The organism is Exiguobacterium sp. s16, assembly GCF_018618115.1.
GTDB classification, from domain to species: Bacteria; Bacillota; Bacilli; order Exiguobacteriales; family Exiguobacteriaceae; genus Exiguobacterium; species Exiguobacterium mexicanum_A.
On record NZ_JACSLM010000010.1, the window covers coordinates 38,496 to 58,422 of the forward strand.

General features: G+C 37.2%; 14 protein-coding genes. 8 read left to right on the top strand and 6 right to left on the bottom strand.

Annotated features, from left to right (window positions below):
* Window positions 1-52: 52 nt before the first annotated feature.
* The 3 genes from KNP86_RS13670 to KNP86_RS13680 all read right to left on the bottom strand — a co-directional run bounded on the left by KNP86_RS13670 (window position 53) and on the right by KNP86_RS13680 (window position 7,425).
* Window positions 53-2,404, bottom strand: coding sequence for an nSTAND3 domain-containing NTPase (locus tag KNP86_RS13670; protein WP_214754952.1), 2,352 nt, complete (start codon window positions 2,402-2,404; stop codon window positions 53-55).
* 36 nt (window positions 2,405-2,440) lie between these two features.
* Window positions 2,441-3,343: an HNH endonuclease gene (locus KNP86_RS13675; protein WP_214686089.1), complete on the bottom strand. Its 903-nt coding sequence runs from the start codon at window positions 3,341-3,343 to the stop codon at window positions 2,441-2,443.
* 395 nt (window positions 3,344-3,738) lie between these two features.
* Entirely contained in the window at window positions 3,739-7,425 is a 3,687-nt protein-coding gene (locus tag KNP86_RS13680) for a YobI family P-loop NTPase (RefSeq protein ID WP_214686087.1), read from the bottom strand.
* A gap of 1,733 nt (window positions 7,426-9,158) precedes the next feature.
* Here KNP86_RS13680 and KNP86_RS13685 point away from each other — a divergent pair.
* From KNP86_RS13685 to KNP86_RS13720, 8 genes are all read left to right on the top strand, one after another.
* Entirely contained in the window at window positions 9,159-10,493 is a 1,335-nt protein-coding gene (locus tag KNP86_RS13685; RefSeq protein ID WP_214754954.1) for a hypothetical protein, read from the top strand.
* Between the two features lie 847 nt (window positions 10,494-11,340).
* Window positions 11,341-12,408, top strand: coding sequence for a hypothetical protein (locus tag KNP86_RS13690; RefSeq protein ID WP_144429880.1), 1,068 nt, complete (start codon window positions 11,341-11,343; stop codon window positions 12,406-12,408).
* A 674-nt stretch (window positions 12,409-13,082) separates the two neighbouring features.
* A complete protein-coding gene (locus tag KNP86_RS13695) occupies window positions 13,083-13,865 on the top strand; it encodes a ParA family protein (RefSeq protein WP_058765852.1) in 783 nt (260 codons plus the stop codon).
* A complete protein-coding gene (locus KNP86_RS13700; protein WP_214754956.1) occupies window positions 13,862-14,551 on the top strand; it encodes a hypothetical protein in 690 nt (229 codons plus the stop codon). The genes KNP86_RS13695 and KNP86_RS13700 overlap by 4 nt, the downstream gene beginning before the upstream one ends.
* The gene (locus KNP86_RS13705) at window positions 14,548-15,324 is read left to right on the top strand and encodes a ParA family protein (RefSeq protein ID WP_214754958.1); all 777 of its coding nucleotides are present in this window, start codon (window positions 14,548-14,550) and stop codon (window positions 15,322-15,324) included. Before KNP86_RS13700 ends, KNP86_RS13705 begins: the two co-directional genes overlap by 4 nt.
* The gene (locus tag KNP86_RS13710) at window positions 15,321-16,124 is read left to right on the top strand and encodes a hypothetical protein (RefSeq protein WP_214754960.1); all 804 of its coding nucleotides are present in this window, start codon (window positions 15,321-15,323) and stop codon (window positions 16,122-16,124) included. Before KNP86_RS13705 ends, KNP86_RS13710 begins: the two co-directional genes overlap by 4 nt.
* An 86-nt stretch (window positions 16,125-16,210) precedes the next feature.
* Window positions 16,211-16,768, top strand: coding sequence for a DUF6036 family nucleotidyltransferase (locus tag KNP86_RS13715; protein WP_214754962.1), 558 nt, complete (start codon window positions 16,211-16,213; stop codon window positions 16,766-16,768).
* A gap of 32 nt (window positions 16,769-16,800) precedes the next feature.
* A complete protein-coding gene (locus KNP86_RS13720) occupies window positions 16,801-17,151 on the top strand; it encodes a hypothetical protein (protein ID WP_214754964.1) in 351 nt (116 codons plus the stop codon).
* 187 nt (window positions 17,152-17,338) lie between these two features.
* On the opposite strand, the gene KNP86_RS13725 is transcribed toward KNP86_RS13720, so the two are convergent.
* From KNP86_RS13725 to KNP86_RS13735, 3 genes are all read right to left on the bottom strand, one after another.
* Window positions 17,339-18,085, bottom strand: coding sequence for a hypothetical protein (locus tag KNP86_RS13725; protein WP_214754966.1), 747 nt, complete (start codon window positions 18,083-18,085; stop codon window positions 17,339-17,341).
* A gap of 270 nt (window positions 18,086-18,355) precedes the next feature.
* Complete coding sequence (locus tag KNP86_RS13730; protein WP_214754968.1) at window positions 18,356-19,174, bottom strand: hypothetical protein; 819 nt, start codon at window positions 19,172-19,174, stop codon at window positions 18,356-18,358.
* Between the two features lie 50 nt (window positions 19,175-19,224).
* Window positions 19,225-19,710: a hypothetical protein gene (locus KNP86_RS13735; RefSeq protein ID WP_214754969.1), complete on the bottom strand. Its 486-nt coding sequence runs from the start codon at window positions 19,708-19,710 to the stop codon at window positions 19,225-19,227.
* Window positions 19,711-19,927 lie beyond the last annotated feature (217 nt).

The following is a 19,927-nucleotide window of genomic DNA, read 5'->3' on the forward strand; positions in this document are numbered from 1 at the left end:
ATCGTTTTGATTGTTAATACAAACGTTCTTTGTACGTATATTAAATAAACTTCTACCTATCAAATATTCGGTCTACAGCATCTAAATTACTCTCATCATATTGATAATCGTCCCAATATAAATCTTCATATCTATCATAGTCAGGCTCGGGAAAAATAGCTGAAGTTAGAACAGATTCTACTTCTTTGAAAAACGATTTTGAATCCATAACTTCTTCAATTTTTACCGATAGTCTATGAAAATCAATACTATTACTTATGGCACTAATTTCCCTCTCTAACAAGGAGAGTATTCTTCTACAAATAATATTGTATACTGCTTTCAACTCTTCCTGAGCCTCTTCATGTCGATCTAAAAGAAAGAAATGTTGTAGCTCACTAAGAGGATGTTCCTCTTGCGTTTTACTAATCTGTTCAATCTGTTCAAGTAAATCAATAATCATGATTTCTTCTTCTATAAGCTCATCTAAATTAGAATATATGTTTTCAGTTATACACTCATTTAATGCATTTTTTTCGTCTAATAGTTCATACAATTCGATTAATCCAAAATAATCAAACTCGTAAATTATACTGTTGAGAATTTTTTCGTTAGACAAATGCTTCTTCATATCATAAAAGTCAAATAAAGAATGACTTGCAATCATTTTTATTATTATTTGTTTTTTAGTAATAACCTCCTTTAAAACATAAATGTTCTCGAACTCTTTGAAATTTAATTCAACAATTTTTTTATACTTCTCATTTTCAATCTCTTTTACAGCAATTCCATAATAAAGATACGAATAGAACTTCTCACTTGACCCTTTTAGATTAAGGTAATAACCATTAATTAATTTATCTATAAGATAGTGCGAAGCATGTTCTTCATATAGTTTCTCTATTTGTTCTATATAGATAGCTGTTTTTTTCATCTGCTCTAACAAAAGCTTGTTTTCTTTTAGTTGATGAGATAAGTAATCATTTAACGAAGGATTAATTACGCCCACTTTTATCACTGAATTTTCATCATAGAATTTTATAAAAGAATTTCCTAATCTAGACTTAGCATCAGAAAAATAATTAACTGTTCTATCTATATTTGTTTCAGCTTCCAATTGAATATAAAAACATTCTCTTAATATATCTTCGTCAACGTAAGTATCTGTTAGTGAAAATAACGTGAACATGAAAATTCGGTCTATATTCACTAATTTATTTAAAAATTCATCATCCCAAATTTCCTTTGGATCGGTTAAATGATTATTTATAAATTCAACATAGTTTTCTGGTTCGACATCTTTATATCTGCTTCTCAATGTCACATATTCAATAATTCGGGGATTATAATTTTGATGTCTTACAATCCTCCTGTATGAGGATTTTTCTTTTAAAAAAGTCATATAATTTAATGGTATATTCTCTTTCAAGAGATGATTCATGAATATTCTAGCTTTTTCTTCTAATGTAATATTTTCCATACTAAATATTTTTATTTCTATCTTGTTACTTTCTAAAAAATTTCGGAATTCAAAGAGTTTTCTTTTTGCTTCTTGTAAAATTGTAATCCTGGAATTCATAATTAAAACTTTATTCTTATGACTTCTCACAAATTTAATTAAGGATATTATTTCTCTATCATGTCCTGCTTTTAAATCAAAATAATACTGCCCTAAGAAATCATCTAGATACAGTACTTCTTTTACGTCAGGATTAAGTGCAATTGCTTTTTTTAACTTAGTGAGATTTGAATCACTTGTATAGCGAATTTGATAGCCCTGTTTCACAAAAGAAATTGCAAGCATTTTTGAATTAATTGATTTACCGACACCTGGCGGACCAATTAACATAAGTACATTATTTTCATTTAATGACAACAAAGCTTCGTTAAATACTTTTGTCTGGACAAAAAATTGGAATTCCGTCTCAATGTCATCTAACAATACTTCGCCATCAATAAAAACATCACTACTAAAAATGTCTTTTAACAATTTATCTGACAGCATCCATAATTTAAAATTTTTCCGAAGAATATCCTGATTTTCATCTCTGCTTAAAAAATCTTCAAGTTGGTTTTTAGTAATAATATGCGAAGCATCCTCCATATACATTTCAAACAACCTATATATTTCTGTAGTGTTTTGAGGTGTTAAATCTTGGGAGATGCAAACGTAATATGAGTTTGGATTCAATTTTTCTACTTTTTTAACTTCTTTTCGTAACGACGTTATAAGGTTTGAATAAGTACTATTATTATAATGTTTGACTTGTACAATAATATTATTTGGAATTTTATCATCTTTTAAATCAATTCCACCATCTGGCCCCGATTTAAAAAATCTTAAACTTGTTCCTAGTTTCCTGGTCAGTATATCTGCACAAAGTTTCTCAAACTCAAAGTCGCTAAGTAATCCGAAATCAAACATTATTAATACTCCTCTCACATAATGAAATAGTAAATCTTAATTTTCACTTGTTTCAGTTTTCATAGAATTATATTTGAGTGTGTATTCTTTGTATGGTACTGTGATGCTTTCCGCATCATTAACAGAATAAGATGTTACTTGCATATTTAGTGTAGGAGCAGCAAAGGAGAATTGATCAAACCATGCTGGTTTTTGAAAATTTCGAAATTCCAAGGGAACATAAATTGTTATGATTCTGTGCCCATAACTTAGTCTGAATATATATGGAAAACTATTATTCAAAATATCCTCATCTTTCCACACTTCAATACCAACGAGATTTCTTCCACCTTCTAAAATAAAAATACTATCCATATATAATGGGGAATTTACATCTGCATCATTTAACCATTCAAATATTCCTTTGAATTCATTTCTTTCTTCATCGCTTATTAAGCCCCATCCCATATGAAATATAGCTTTATAAATGCCTACCAAACTATATGATGGTACTTTATTAAACCTTATGGTAATTTCATTATCCTTTTTTTGGATTACTTCAACTGTCTTTTCTTCCTCTTCTAAATTAAAAAAGACTAGATTTTGTCGGCTATCACTCTTTACATACGATTTATCTTTACCATATCTATATTTGGGTTCTCCTTTACGTTGTTTCCCTCTTAGTAAAATACGATCAAATTGAAGATAGTTTATTAAGTCGTTCTCAAACCTACTAAATAAATGCTCATTGCAATTATCACATTCTTCATAATGGAAAAGAGATCTATTTCCAAGTGCAGCGGGTATTATATGTGCATCTTTCTTGAAAGTCGTCTTATCAATTCCTTTTGAACAAAAAACACATTGTCTCTTCTCCTTAATTTTTTCTCCAATATTGATTTTTTCTTGAATATCTCCCGCGATATTGAAATTATATTGAGCAATCAAATGATAATCCATAATGTAATAATCACCTCACTATTCCGAAGATTTATAACTATTTATAAAAAAACGTTACTAGAAAACTTCAATGCGAAATCAATATTTGTTAAGCACCCTTTGGATTAATACTTTTATTAAAATGTATTCGTAGTATATAAAATCTCACAGATTAATATTGAATTTCATTAAATTGAAAATAATAACACTTCAATTTGGTGACGAAAAGAATTAGAGATATTATTTGGAAGAATAACATCACTCTTTCTATTGTACATTGCGAACTGTTACAGCAATATCTCTCAAGTAAGTAGTATAAACAACTACTTACTTATTTAATGATCTATCAAGAGCTTAAAAAATGAACCAAGTCGAAACATGCGACTTGATTCATTTTCATAAAATTTACTACTCAATTATTTTATTTTTCTACCTTGCGCTCTAAAGAACTCAGAATCGTCTTTATCTACTTCAAATTTTGTAATCCATCCCCTTTTTTTGAATATCAATAAGATTTTTTCATCAACAATTGTATTAGGGATTTTCGGACGTTTCCTTTCTAAAAGTCCAATGTATTCATCTAAATTCAAAATCCTTAGAGCCTCTATTGTTTCTTCTAATGTTAAATCCATTAAATTTAATGCAACCAGTTCTTTTTTTTCCCCGTAATATAAAATTTGCGCTTTTAAAAGTTTCCTTAAAATATCATAAGGCATAGTTATTTTATTATTTAGAATATAATTAAGATACTTATACAATACATCTTCTAATTTTCGTTTTACATTTCCACTTTCGGATTGGTAGTTGTTTATTAAAAACTGAAGATCTTCCGGATCGAAATTATTGGTCAAAATGTGAATCTTAAGTTTATCGTTATATTTTTTTGATTTAATACTTATCTTATTTTTCGTAAGTGATAAAAGTTGGATTTTGTAGTTTATTTTTACCGAACTATCTAATACCTTTAATAATTCCTCAAATGCAAAGTTGTTCTCGTCTATTAAAAGAGAATATTCCTCAATATTCTTAATGATAAAGTCAAAAACATTTGCATCATAGTTTTTTCTCATGAAGTCTAAGTTTGTTTCATTCATAGAAATTATCTCTAAAGAAATAAGAATTTTAATTTTTTCTTCACTAATATCTTTATAAGAAAAGGTAGGATAGTGCAATTTAAAAGATTTTAGTAAGGATTCGTATCTTTCATCAAGTAAAGCATCACATGTGATTATGTTTTGAAAGAACTTATATGCTGATTCCTCCCCAAATTTTTCATCAATTTGATCTTCATTGAAAATAAACTCTAAAGGTGAATCATTAATATAACTGATTAAATTTTGGTCAATTTTATCAAATTTAAAATAATATTCTAAAAGATTTTCTGTACTATACATTACTACTTTTCTACTAATAATTATTGGCCAAAGATTTGTATCGTGAATTCTTTCTATTTTATCAATTGATGTTGATAAAAGTTTAATGTACTTTGATTTTGATTCAGCTTCTACCTCTGCGTTATTTAACAATTCTATAACTGCATCCTCATCATCTTTTATCTCATCGCAATTTGACAAAAGAACTTCCATATACCTTTGAATGTTCTGCTGAATGTAATGATACAAACTCTCGTATTTATTACTTATAACCAAACTATAGTTTTTACATTTTAAATCACTATTGTCTTGAAAATCATATTTCCCAATTAAAAATCGTGAAATTAAGTCGAGATTTAATTCATATAATTGATTGTCATAAACCCAATCTAGTAATTCTACATTAGCGCTTTCAAAAATAATATTGCTAAACTTCACCTTTATATGCACAAGATTCTTTAGTAGATTATCGGAATAAGAATTTTCAATATCTAAAAAATCCCCGCAGCTCGAAACATAGTCTCTTAAATAATTATTGGCATTTATATCATCCAACTCTTTAGTAGTTAGGTGTCTTAGAAAAGCTAAAGCTATTCGTTTCTTAGTTTGACTACTATAACCACTCATTTCAATGGTTTCCTCAAAAAAGTTCGGCCATATTAAAGTTAAGATTTGAGTAAAAGATTTTTCTGGGACTTCTCTCAAAATAAATTTTTCAATAAAGTCAAATTTTTTATTTTCTTTTAGAAGTTCAATGATATTATTTAGTTTTTCGGTACTATGGCGACTATTATTTAACAGATAACATAGGATATCAAAATTCAAGATTTCTTTATTTTTAAAATCTGATGTTCCAAGTCTAGAAATTATTAGTTCAGGATTTTGTATTGAATAACTATAATCTTTAGCATTTTGATCAAATATACTTCTCATGAAAATTTTATCCGATGCACTGAAATTATTTTCATAAAAATAAGTCATGTAATCTGGATAAGTTTCATCTATATAACCATTTCGTATTAGATATTTTATTAGAGGAAAATAAGTACTTCTTTTTATTTCTAAATACTTATTTTCTTCTCCCACTTCATTTATATGGCTGACCCTGAAAACTTCATCTATATTCTCTGGAGTGATTACCTCTTTGAGTTTACCGTTTTTTAATACATCTAATATTTTTTTATTCTCAAAAATTTCCGACTTTAGTTGTTCTTGCTTATTAATGCTTTTTTCAATGATTATTTCTCTGCGACTTACATACCCTTCTATCTTTTCAAGTTTTTTTAGTTCTTCTTGTACATTTAATGGGGTATAATAACCATTTTTCCTTGTATACACATTTTGTGCTTTTTTCAAAACACTTATTAACTCAAATCGTGTTTTGAAAGTGAAGAACTGTTTATCATCTATAACCAGAGAATCATAAGAGGGATTGTAGTAGATTGCATCCAGCTCGTCCAAATCTCGTATTTCTTCATTCAAAATTTGATTAAGAAAAGATTCTTTCTCTTCAATTTTAAATTGAAGTCTATCAACACTATTTTTAATAAAATCGACTTTGTTATTAAATAAAGTGTAAACAAATCCGTTTCCTAGTTGCAGATCACTGAAGTCTTTGGGGAAAATATTTTTATAAATTATTAGTGCCAATAGCTTATTATGATTTAATTCAATTGTATTAATTCTACTTTTATAAACTTGAAATTCATTGTAAACATTTTTGAGTATCCTCATATCATCAATGTATAAAGATATTCCTTGGAGAAAATCAGTATTTATCTTAAATGATTCTTCATGCTTAAAGTGTTCCAAGAATTGTTCATAAGAGTTTGATCCATCCATCACAGGGACTACAGGTAATATGAAATCAAAGAACTTCGTTCGGTCTTTTGAAATGAAGACATCGTCTCTTAACAAAAATATAAAACGAATTGGAGATTTTTTTTTATTATTCACTAAAGTGTTAATCTCTCTTAATTTTTCAAAGATTCCAGTCATATCATATCTATCAATATCTTCGAAAACAATTGCATGGGCATCTGAATATTCGAATAAGTATAATACCTCATTCAAGTATTTATCAAAGTAAGATTCATTAACTTCCTGCATGATTTCTATTTCGTTCCCTCTAAAATTTAATTTTTTAAGCATATTATGATTACTTTGCATTACAAAAAAATCATATATCCATTTTCCAGCAATTATCAAAATCAGTATACTTCCAAAAACTCTGAGCTCTGGATCAATACTTATACTTAATATATTTTTAAGAGTGCTTTCTGGTAATTTTGATACGTAAGAAATCCAAGAATCAAAAAACAGAACATAAAAAAGCAATAGAAACATACTAATTAATAGCATCGTATTCATTACTATTTTGCGCTTTGACACTTTTTTCTTCACTTTGAAATTTGTCTTAGGAATTTTTTTTGCTTCAATTTGATGTAATAGTTGGTTTAATATTTTCCCTTCCAATTGACTATTAGCAATATCTGAATTTTCCGTTGAGTTCTCAGACTTAAAATGGGCTAATGATACATTTATAAACTTTTTATTTTTATGTTTTTCTTTATAAGATTCAATAATACTAGTTTTACCTGCTCCGTACGGGCCAGTAATTGCAATATTTTTTATATCGTCATTTTCAAATATAAAATTCAATCCACTTTCATAAACGTTTAAATCATAATTTTTTATAGGTGTTAATTTTTCGAATTTAATAGGTTTCATATTTATGTTTCCTCTCTAATCAATTTAAGATTGTGATGTATGAACTTTATTCTTTATAATCATACCAATAAAAAATAAATTGATAAAATTGAACTCCTTTTTCTTTTTTGATAAGTCTAAGTTTATTTTAAGTGATGTAATCACATATTTAATAAAATTGTACTTATGTTCAATGGAAGAATAGGAGCTGTAGGATGGATACAAAATATCAATTGATGTTTGAAGACTTCATGGCGTTACAGAAAGACTCGTTAAAGAGGACCGAGCATCACCAAGCTAGATACAATATTACAACCATCGCACTCGCCATGATGGTCTTCTTGTTCGGCTTTATTGTTCTTCATATCATATTGCCGATGTTTCTTTATTTCTATTCTCTCTACTTGAATTCGGAGAATATATTTAAACTCATCGTAGTATGTTTAGCCATTATACCCGTCATTCTATTGAGACCGTTCATCGGAAAGTATTACGATTTCGTCACGCTTCGTAAACTTAAATCGGTGTATAAAAACGATACAAGATGGCCAGGGGATGTGACGTTGCAGCTCCATGAAACCGAGGTTCACGTAAACTCTTATTATGAAAATGGGACCAAAAAACTGATGTGCCATGTGATTCAATTAAGGTTGTTGGTGAAGACGCTGGTCACCTCTTTTTATACTATGAAACGAACGTGGCAATCATTGTTCCAAAAATCATTCCTACTTTGACTGAAGCAGAAAATATGGCGTATCGTGATTTGATCGAACAAAGCTTGAATTATGATTTTAAGAAAAATGGAATGTGACGAACTATTTATATGAATGCTCTAATACTGATAACTGACAAAGTCTTTACTAACAAACATATAACTGAATGAGGTATTTTGAAACTTCCCTTCAAAAGATAAATCTATGATTGCTTTATCTTTTGAAGGGTTTTTATATACTTCATAAATACTGCTTATAAAGCTTAAACTTTTTGTTTTTTTTAAGTGTTGCAACGTTCTAAGAACCAAAAAAATTTTTATCAGGACAGACGTTACTAAGTATCTAGCATTAAAATATAAGGTTGTCCCTTATTAGAACCTTTTTATCTCCGTCACGGAAAGTTCTCCTAATGATTCTTATCTACTTTCTCATGATGTTCAGTCGAATCGGGTTGATTTTTAACATGAGTTGATTTTTAACATGAGTTGATTCTTCAAAAATCGACCAAAGTTATTATAATTGAGCATTCAGAAAAGTGTGCGCCGGCGCACACTTTTCTGAATGCTTTTATGTTTCATGAACAAACAAATTCGAACATCCTTCAAAAAAACGAGTCTAAACGTTAGTACGTCTCAAACACATGCTAAATCCACTTTTGATTTAAAACCGATCAAGTTGTTTTGGACAACCATAAAATTCTTAATTCAAGTGTTGTGATACAGCAAGATGCTTAGTTGTTTTGCTAAGCATCTTTTTTCTCTATGATTGTCTAACACAGAATGAAAGAATAAGAAATCGCCTTATCCACAATGTTTATATTACAAAAGTGTGCGCCGGCGCACACTTTTGTATAAACTTTCGGTATTTGAAATAATTTAAATTGAATAAAAAAATATGCCTTGATTTGTGCTATATTTATCCTTAGAAGAGGTGATCAATATGGAGACTCAATCGACCTCCAATGGCCGCTCACAACAACTTATCATTTCTCAAGCGGTCACAGCTATTCAGAGGCATCGTATGGAGGAGATTCTCCACAGCGTGTCTATTTTCGATATCCAGGAATTCGTCACGGCACTTTATCAAGAGAACTATCAATTCGAAAATCTAGAAGCTTCTTATAAGAAGATACGTTATCATTCATTCAACAAGTTAAAGAAACGCTGGGTGCAGGCCGCCATCCGAAACTATGAAGAAGGACGTGGCCCGAAAAAAGAATTGCGTGCCCGATTCGAAATGATTACCGCATATCATCATTTGGTTGGCCCCGAAGCCTTCCTGAAAGAGTTTCACGTGAAAACCATCGAGGATTATATGCAACAATGCATCCTAGAGTTGAAGGAATGGGCTGAGAATCCGAACCTGTTAATCCATACGTATCCTTACTGGTCCCAAAAGACGGTGAACCAAAAGAAAACGTCGCTCAAGACAGACGTTTTGATGATTTTATGGGAAGTCGCCAAAGAAGTCGACAGCAATCAACCGACGGCGCATCACTCTCCGACGCTCGCGGTTGATATCCCATTCTTCGGCATGTCCGACCGCATCAAGAACCAGACGGACCTGTTGGATGAAAAACTGAACGAAGCGTCGCAACTGAATCTCGAGCTTCAGAACTATGACACGGTCATCCCGAAATACAAGAAGGGGATTCCCGACCACCTCTCTGTCCTCGTCAGCAAAGAGTTCATCCAAGAATTGAACGGGAAGGTGCCTGATCTCGACTCGAAAGACTTCGAGGCCTTCACAGAGATTCTGGCGTATCGGGACATGACGTTCCAGACAAGCCGGAAAATCATCTTCCCGCTCTCGCAGCTCGTCAAGAAGCTGTATGCGAACGATAGTGGGAAAAGCTACGATTTGACGACGCAACGTCTCATGAAGCTCGGTTATTATCGGGTCGCAGGACACAACGAGGACGGGGACTTCTTCATCCGAGGCCTGTTCTCCTCGGTTACCATTAAAAATGCGACGACATTAGCCGAGAGCCAGGTCATCGTCACAGTCAGTGAGGAAATCTACGACGACCTGTTGAAACAACAGATCGTCAGCATCTACGGGGAACAGATCGAACAGTTGAAAGGCAGCTTCGCTTATCACCTTGCCTTCGTCCTTCAAAAAGAGCGGATGAGCTCCATCCAGACAGGGGAGCAACAACCGGTGCGAAGGCATTGGCGTCAGTTCACCTATTCGATTCGATTCAACAAGGTCCGAAAGGCCGACAACCTGAAAGAGCTTGAGTTGAATCTGAATCGGATCAAGGAACATGATTTCATCCTGAAGGATTGGCACCGTTCCGGCGATTATTACTTCTTTACCTTCTATCCGTTGGAGTCTTGGGAATTGCCAGGTCATGTGGACACGTTACTGTTATAACTGTTATCGCGCAGAACCCAGTCTATCTGGGTTCTTTTTTAATTCATCTACTTCATTGTTTCACATGAATCACGACGATTTGAATTTAACAGTGAAGTTGGAACCAACACGTCCAATGATGTCGAGTATCGTCTGGCATCCTGAATTACATCTTCTCTTGTACCGTACCAAACTTACACTTTCCTTTCATTCTTCTTAAAAATGGCGCTGGTTTGAATCTACCTTCCCTAAATTTTCATCTTAAAATCCGATAGATATTCAATCAAATCGCCTTTCTTGGTGAATATGGCTTTCCTTTATATCAGATTTAAACGATTTTGGTAACAGATGACCGTACCAAACTTGCACTTTTTGTTTTTTGGTAACAGATGACCGTACTGAAAGTGCATTTTCTTATTTTGGTCACGAAACACCGTACCGAAACTACATTTTTATCGATTCATCGCTATTTAGAAAATAAATTTTTAAGACTCTTTTTGATTTTTTGGTAACAGATTACCGTACTGAAACTACATTTACTTCTCTTTTGGTAACAAACGACCGTACCAAACTTACACTTTTGCTTTTTTGGTAACAAAACACCGTACCAAAACTACACTTTTCTCCTTTCCATCTAAAAAAATCTACTCTATTCTCTAAAGGAATGGCGCTATAGAGCGGATGAATCAATTTTAGTAACAAATGACCGTACTGAAAATGCATATTTTTGTCGGTTCAAAATGGCTTTATATCAACGTATTTTTCATTTTGGTAACAAAACACCGTACTGAAAACGCACTTTGACACTATCTTGAAAGAGCTGGATACTGAAACTAGCATATTTTAGGTTAGGGGAGGTGTAGGAGAGATGATGGAAACGAATCGACATATTTTAATCGCCAATAAACTATTGGTCGCGATGAGCGGATTGACACGCTGGACGAAACGCCCAAATCACTATCGTTATGAGCAGCATCATTATAACATCCCGGCCTGTTTCACGGCCTTCAAATGGACCAAGTCTCGGATCCGACATATCCTCTCCATTCTCGCCTACGCTGACGACCAAGGGAAGATGGAATTTGCAGAAGACAACACGCTTGCGGATTTTGCCTGTACGTCGGTCCGCTCCTTACATAACAACTTGAAGACTTTCGAACAGAATGGTCTCATGACGGTCGTCCGTCATTTCCCAGGCGTGATTTCAATCCAATTGACCAATTACCTTGAAAACTATCGTGATTTGTTTGTAGACGGTGCTGTGGTCGTTTCGAAGACCGGGTATACGTCTGTTTGGCACGGCCTCTTGTCCGAATTGATCGCACTCGATAATGTGAACACGTTGCGACTCGCGCTACGGACAATCGTCCAGGTCGAAAAAGACGTTCATGTCCAGTCAAATGAACAGGCCATCCTCACCTACGATGAGATCAAAGGATTCCTTCCTAAATACTGTGGCCATAAACTCGCCATCCAAAAGATGATGTCTGGTCTCAAATTCCTTCAAGTGTCGCTTGTTGAAGACAGTAAGCATTTCTTAAATATGGTCAAACAGAACATCTCGCTCAAGAAACGAGTCCAAGACGCCACACGACCGCTCTTACTTGAAGTGCAACTATCGGCTGCGCAAGACAGTAAGCAGATCAAAGAGAAAGACCGCACTGAAGTTCAGCTCGTTTGGTTCGAAATGCGCAAGCGAGTAGGGGAGTTCTTCGACTTTGACACTCTCAAGGTCAACCGTGATTCTCTCTTCTCGATGAGCGATACATTCGGGGCCGAGACATTCAAACGGGTCGTCGAAGAGTTAAAACAGGCATTCCTACACCATCGTGAGGACTTGGTCCACTCGAGCACCCATAAGCTGTTCTTTGAGGAGCCGATCTTCTATCTCCATCAACGACTAAAAGAGAACCAGGCAAAATCGGCTATCGCATGATGGTCTATTTGTCATGTTTATTTTTGAAAATATATATGAAAATCAACCATTCTTGCAGGGGTTTTCGTCTGTTTGTATTGTTTCCCATTCGTTCTAAGTCATCATTCCATACTGAATCTTCATTTTTTACTTTTAGGAAAAAAATCAAACCAAACAGTTAAGTAATCAAGGATTTACTGAATTAAATCCTCTCTTGTCTTTTAATTCTCAAATCAGGGTTGAAAAAAAATGAACCTTTGTGAACGAAACGATGGTACTTTTGAAATATCTCTTTTCACTTAAATTGTCAGAAGGACTGGTACGACTGGTTTGAGCGACCCTCTTCTTTTTCTAATTCTATTAATCTTTATTTAACTCTCTCTAATTTATTTATATTTTTTTAACTCAGAAGAATATGGTTTTATCTCTTCTTCTATTATTTAAATCATGTTCAGATGTGCCACGTATTTCTTCTATAGAAGTGATCTACAAATATGGAATGACGTTCACAACAGGAACTTTGTATAAATACCTAGATCAAAAATGTCTCTGTATACAATTCGACGTCGAAACGTATACAAATCCGAATCATTACTGTATACGTTTTTATATTTGATTTATCGGTGTCTTTGCTGTTTTTGTATTGAATGCAAAGAGTGAATGTGACATGATATGAAAGAGAAAGGGGAGAGAAGATGAACATACTCACGTTTTACATATCAAAAGGTGGGTCAGGGAAGACGACCTGTTCTTTGAATATGGCTTACGCATTAGGTGAGCTAGGACAACGGGTCTTGATCATTGATTTAGATCCTCAAGGCTCGCTCAGCAAGCTGATGTTAAAAGAGTCCGACACAATCAAGTACATGACGATGTTTGATGTACATACACGTAATCTTGATATCAGAGAAGTCCTGTTTGATGACGAAACGTATCACGTGAGTCTTCTCCCTTCGAATGAACGAAATGCCAGGTTGATCAATCTGATCTCCGAGCAAGACAAGCTATTCCTATTAAAGGACATGATTGCCCCACTCGAGGATGAGTTTGATTGGATCATCTTAGATTCGGTTCCATCGATCAACGAACTCTCTAAAGTCGTGCTTTCGACGTCAAACATGACGGTCATTCCGTTCATGCCGAAGAAGCTCGTGTTCGACCAACTTGCGAGTACGGTCCGGACAGTCCAAAAAGTGAAGAAGTTCTACAACCCAGACCTCGTCATCACAGGTATTCTTCCTGTCGCCATGGATGCTTCGTTAAAGGCAGATAAAGAGTATTTCGAGGCGATGGAAGCCATCGCGAAGGACGAGGCATTAGACATCCTTCCGATGATCAAACGATCCACCTTCATCGAGAAAGCTGCGGATAGTGGGAAGAGTGTCATCCAGTACCGCTCCAAGGAAGCGAAGGCACTCGCTGAACCGTTTCGACTATTGGCCAAACAAGTCGTCGAACAAGCAGGTGAGACATCATGAAGGCGCGGAACCGCAACATTCATAAAATCAAACCGAGTGAGCAGCACCCGTATCAGAGCGGTTTGACGAATATCAGCGCGCTCGTCCAAAAACTTCCAGTCTCTAAAGAAGTCGAGGACCTGGTTCATGAGATCAATGAGCTCTCAAAAGTTCAAACGATTTCAGTATTCGAGATCGGGAAGCGGCTCGTCATCGCCCGTGCTGAGATGCATGACAAAAAAGAATGGATGGGTTTTCTCGAAGCCGTTTCGATGTCGAGTTCACTTGCATCCCGGTACGTCAAAGCCTACGAGACGTTACATCCACTCGAATCATCTCTTGCGAGCCTACCGGCTTCCAAATTGTTTGAACTGATGTATCTCGACAATGTCGAGGAAGTCGTCGAACAGGGACTCTATATTGATGGAGAGTCGCGAAGTGTCGACGAGTTGACGGTCAAACAGATTCGAGCGGCGCGTAAGAGCCCTGAGTCTGTACAACAGGTCAAAGTCAGCCCGTTTCAAAAAACAAAGAAACCATCTGCGGTTCTTTCGGCACGAATTCCGTCCGACCTGTCCGATCAATTCCAACAGTATGCACATGCTCAAAATCGAAGCGTGAGTGAACTTCTAACGGAAATCATCCAGCGGACCGTGAACGACAATATCATCGACGTCACAGACGAGAAGCGAGGAGACGAATCATGAAGAAAATCGCATTGTACAATCGAAAGGGCGGTGTCGGGAAATCGACGACAACCATCAACTTGGCGCATGTCTATGCACGCGACGGATTACGTGTCCTCGTCATCGACGCGGACGACCAGGCCTCTTCGACGAACGGGCTTGGTCTGACAAACGATTATGAAGGCAAGGTATTACTCGATTGCCTGCTTGAAGAGAACGATCCATTCTATACTCCAATCGAACAGGTCATCGTGACATGCGAGTATGAGACGGGAACGGTCTACCTTGTTCCGACGAGACGCTCAGCCTCACCAAGTGACCTGACGAGCCAAATCGGGTACGAGTATCGACTCAGTGAAGAACTCGCCAAGATTGATGAGCTGTTTGACATCTGTCTCATCGATTGCCCAGGATCGACTTCTGCTCTTAACCCCTATGCCCGTTGCGCACTCGTCGCACAGGATCGCATCGTGATGCCTGTACAGATGCAGAAGTTCTCAATGGACGCCGTCTACTCGGCTCCAGAAGAGCTTGAAGAGATGAAGCGATTCCGGGAAGACATCCATATCGCAGCCTTCATCCCGACGATGGTGAGCGCCCGCTCAAAAGGGGATGTCACGACAGTCGAAGAACTTGAAGAACTCGGAAAAGAAGTCGGTATTCCGGTTTTGACGACGATACCTTACGCGGTGAAGGTTCAGACACTACAACGAGAGTCTCGTCCCGTCATTGATCACAAGAGCCCAGCAACCGACGCCTATCTACAACTTGCTCAGGAGGTATTGTCGTTATGACACGTAACCGAAAGAAACACACACCAAAAATTTCGACGTTCAGTGCCAATCTTCCGGTAAAACAGAATCAACAAGCGACGGATAGCCGTACGGAACAAGTCGAGGCTGTAAAAGAGTTCTCGGCGACGACGACTATATCGAATCCTTATCAGTCCCTTCCGGCGACGGGACTGTCACGTATTATCACCAAACAGCTACCGGAGGACATGGATGGAATCGTTCAGTACTACAACCACATCGACTCCATCCAAGCGACTAGTTTTATTGAAAAGTGTCGCATCCTCGCGCATGCGAACAGCCTCTTCCGTAACCCTGACACAAGAAAAGAATTTCAAAAAGAACAAGGCATGTGGAAAGATTTCTTAAACAAAATTGGGATGTCACATCCTCAAGTCAGTCGCTTCGTCTCATTTTGGAATACCTTTGGTCCAAACATCTTAGAGAAAACGCTCGAGCAAGATTTCAGCGCGACGAAACTTGCTGAATTGTTGTCGTGGCCAGAAGATCCAAAGCTCGCGCTACTCGAGAATAAGAAGTACTACACAGCTTCAGGAGACAAGACGGTGTACGAGATGACACGTGAAGAACTTCGTGAAGTGAAACGGATGTTGATCGAACGCCAGGAACAAAGCGTGCTTGAAGTTGAAGCTAAACCTGTGAAACCGATGCGTGTGCAGATTCGCTTTACTGATTTGACAGATCCTTTATACGTTGGATTAACGCAAGCCGCGCAAAAAGAACACGTGTCAGAAGATGAGATTATCCGGCGGGCTCTCAGTGCCTATTTAAATACGAATTAAATTGAGAGATGTGAAATACATCATGGCCCACGAAGACTCCTAACATACCGGATCAGAGTGGGTCATTTTCATTAGGAGGGACATACATGACTTACTCCAATCAATACAAAGATGTGGAGAGTATTATTGACACCTTGCTTGTCCTCGATACATTTTGTGCCTCAAGGGGCATAGAAGTCGAGTTTGTCGTAGTTGGTGCTTCAGGGATTCTTCTCTTCATTGAAATGATGAATAAGGATGCCGAGTATCGTCCGACGCGAGATATTGATATTCGCGTGACGGAGGGTGTTGTGACACCTGAATTGAAAGAAGCACTTAATGAATACGAAATTGAAATTGTCGAAGGGGTGATTCAGTTCCCACCTCGGGAAGACTTTAGAGAAAATGAATTCCGTCATAAGATTGAAGGTCTGTTCGAGGCGATTGATGTGTATATCCCTGACATTGAACTCTTAGCATGTACCAAGATTTTCTCCTCTCGCCAAAAGGATCTAGAGGATCTCGAAAAGACGAACCTATTGGAACTTTGCGATAAAGACAAACTTCTCGAACTTGTAGAAGAATACAAGGGTAACATGACTTGGGACGATCCATTTTGTAACGTACACGACTTGAGTCGAATTTTTCAGGAAAAGGGTATATAATAAATCAAAAGAATAGTAGAGGAGGGTGACCGATGACAAACAAGGAAAATGTATTTCTGCAAAGCGAGCTAGCAAATGAACTGAATCGCATGCAGGGAGGTGGCACAAGCTATCGCTTAGAGACCGCTCAATTGGCCCTTGCATTAAGTCGTCATGTGAAGGTCCCTGAATCGCTACGTGATCGAGAAGTAGCACGTCAGTACGTGAGAGCTGTCTCAATGGATTTACAGGAAGATCGCGCGGAAGATGTGGCCAAAATGCTTAGTATGGCAGCGCGACGTGCCTACAGTACTCCCGAAAGTACGTTCTCCGTAGATATGAAAGTGAAATTAGAAGAAAAGCGTAATCGATTCAAGAAGCGTGGATTGCGGGTGAAATCTTAATTGGACCGAGTGGAGTCATTTTTATACTCTCATGAGGTTATGATTCTACGTACGAAGGAAGCATCTTTGGTCAAGTCATTGAACATGTATCAGACGATTTCTTCAAACCGTTAAATCCTTTCTTTGTAATAAATATAAGGGTATTAGATTCAGTCACTGGTTGACTCAATCTAATACCCTTTTCGTATCATTGTTTATTCTGTTGGGTGTTCCGCTCCCGCAGGACCGCGAGCTCGATCTGTTCCTGTAACCGGTTCTCGAACGCCTCTTTTTCACGACGGAGGATCTGCACTTCCAGGTGAAGTTTTTGGTTCTCCTCTTCAAGTTGGTCGCTTCGTCGCGTTCGTGCCTTCAACTCGTCAATCGTGTCCATCAGGCTCTGGTTTTGACGATTGAGCTGGCTGCGCTCTTGCTCGAGCTTCCTGACGTCTTCCTCTAACTTAAAGACCAATTTCTTCTGGGCCTTTAGTTCCTCTTTGAAAGAGGCGCGTTCGGTCTCGAGGGCGTCCTGAGCATACTGTTTCTCGGCGAACAGGAGCTCCACTTGATGTTGAAGTGGAAGTAATTCCTGTTCGTGGGCCGCGACTTGACGCTCATAATCCTCTTTGAGCTGTTGCGATTCTATGATGATACTTTGCTCAAGGTCATGAATCGTCTTTTGATAGCGTGAACGGATCCGTTCGTGTTCCTTTGTCCGAAGCTCTAGCCGCGTGGCACGTTCATTGAAGAGGGCCAGCACCTGATTCAATGCCGCCTGGAGAGCGTCGTTCTCCTCACTGATCAATGGATCTGGAACCTGTTTATCAGCCAAGGTGATCAGTTCTTCAAATAATTGATTCGTCGACAGCTGCCGCTGTTCCGACAACCGCTGGATGTGTTCTTTTACCTCTTGTGAGACTCGAAAAGAGGTCACTTTGGTTTCATTAGACTGCACAGCATTCACCACTTTACCATTTGATAGATTTCTCATTTGAACGCATGTTGACTCGCATTCATCTCACTTCCATTTTCGCGTATTTACTACGTAAACACAAGACGAGGCATTGCTGACAAGCCTAATACATTTCGACGTCGAAATGTATACATTTTAAAGTGTTCTCGTCACTTTTGATTAGACATGACCATACATTAAGTACTCTGTATACAAAAACAATTGATTGATCAAGAGGCGTAATTATCGAGACTAGGCGGTACGGAATTGAGGTTACGAAGGGCTCGATGAGCGCATCAAAGAATCTTCTAACAACCGGGACTCTTCTAACAGTTCTTTTAACGTATCGCTATAAGGGTTCAATGAGATTTGAGTATGTCCGATGCTTCCAAAACTGAACGAACGTTGCATCAACACACCCAGAAATGTCAGCTTGTCTGTACTCGTGTAAAACGATACAAATTCCGGGTCATCGCTTAGCCTCTCCAAGAGAGCAGCTTCCCGTTCTTGAGGGGGCAGTTGTTGAAAGACCGGATCACCGATTGATTGATAATAGGCGTCACAAGCGTAAACTGGTGTAAATTTATGCTCGAAAGCAGCCGCGTGGTCATAGACGAGTTCAAAATGGCGAAGGTCATTGTCATTCACTTGTGACAGAAGATGCAAAAAGAAAGCGGACTCACTGTTTGCGGCGAGTTCTGTCCGGGCGAACACTTTCGCAGAGTAGATGGCCAATAGAATGGTCGCTTGATAAGAGTGATTGGTCTCCGAAATCTCTTTGGCACGGGCGATGAACAGTTTGACGACATCATCGCGGGTCTTGAACTCTTCTATGAGCCAGGACATGTTCTCGATAGTCATATCGCCCTCTGAATACAGTTTCCATGCGAGATAGTCCATGAAGTGGCACCGGTATTTCACATAGGGAGACTTTGCGAGCTCGTCGGAAAGATTGACCGAGAGAAGTTTGAGTGGATTGGTTGCTATTTCAAAAGCAAGGGCTCCGTAGTGACCGAGTGACACGGCGGACTCTAGTACAAGTTTAGGGGCATATTTGACGACTTTGCGGATTGGTTTTCGTATCTTTTCCATGTGGCATCCTCACACTTTCCTGTAGGGGCTGGTCAACAAACGATTGCACGTCAATAGTAGCCGAACAATTTTTTGAGGGACCGCCACTTCGACGGGTAAGCATTGCTACCGCTATAGGAACGAGTCTCCTCCCCCTTCTTACAGACCTCCAACTTCCACTGCGTCCCATCGTGAGTGATTGTTTCTGTTTCTACGAACAGCTCCGGCCATAGATGCGTCTTAAAGGAATTGAATTTCTTTAAGACTTTTGCAGAGTCATCCTGGTTGTACCAACCGGATTCTATCCGTTGTTCCTCGCCAAACGTTTGAAGGATCAACAGTTCTCGTTTAACGAAACCGTTCGAATAAAAAGTCAAAATGGATTCGTTATAAATGCCAAAACTCCCAATCCATAGCGTCACTTTCATGATGGCGTCTGTTGGTGTTATTTCACTAAGCGGAATTATTGGCTCTAAAGGTAAAGACTGACGACGTTTGTTCTTTAGCTCTGATGCATCAAGGTGCTTCTTGTCGAGAGAATCATCTTTTTTGTACATTCTATTTTCTCCTGTTACATAAGTTTAAAATCTTACGAAAATAATATGTAATTGCGAATTACATATTTGTGTAGAACAAAGGAGGTAATGACCCGAAATGACTACTCATGAGTATTTTCTATTATAAATGTGATAAAGCAAAATGGTGTGTAAAATATTGGGTAAGGCTCTGCTTTCGGAAATCTAGCAGAAACGTTATAATTCTTAGTGTGGAATA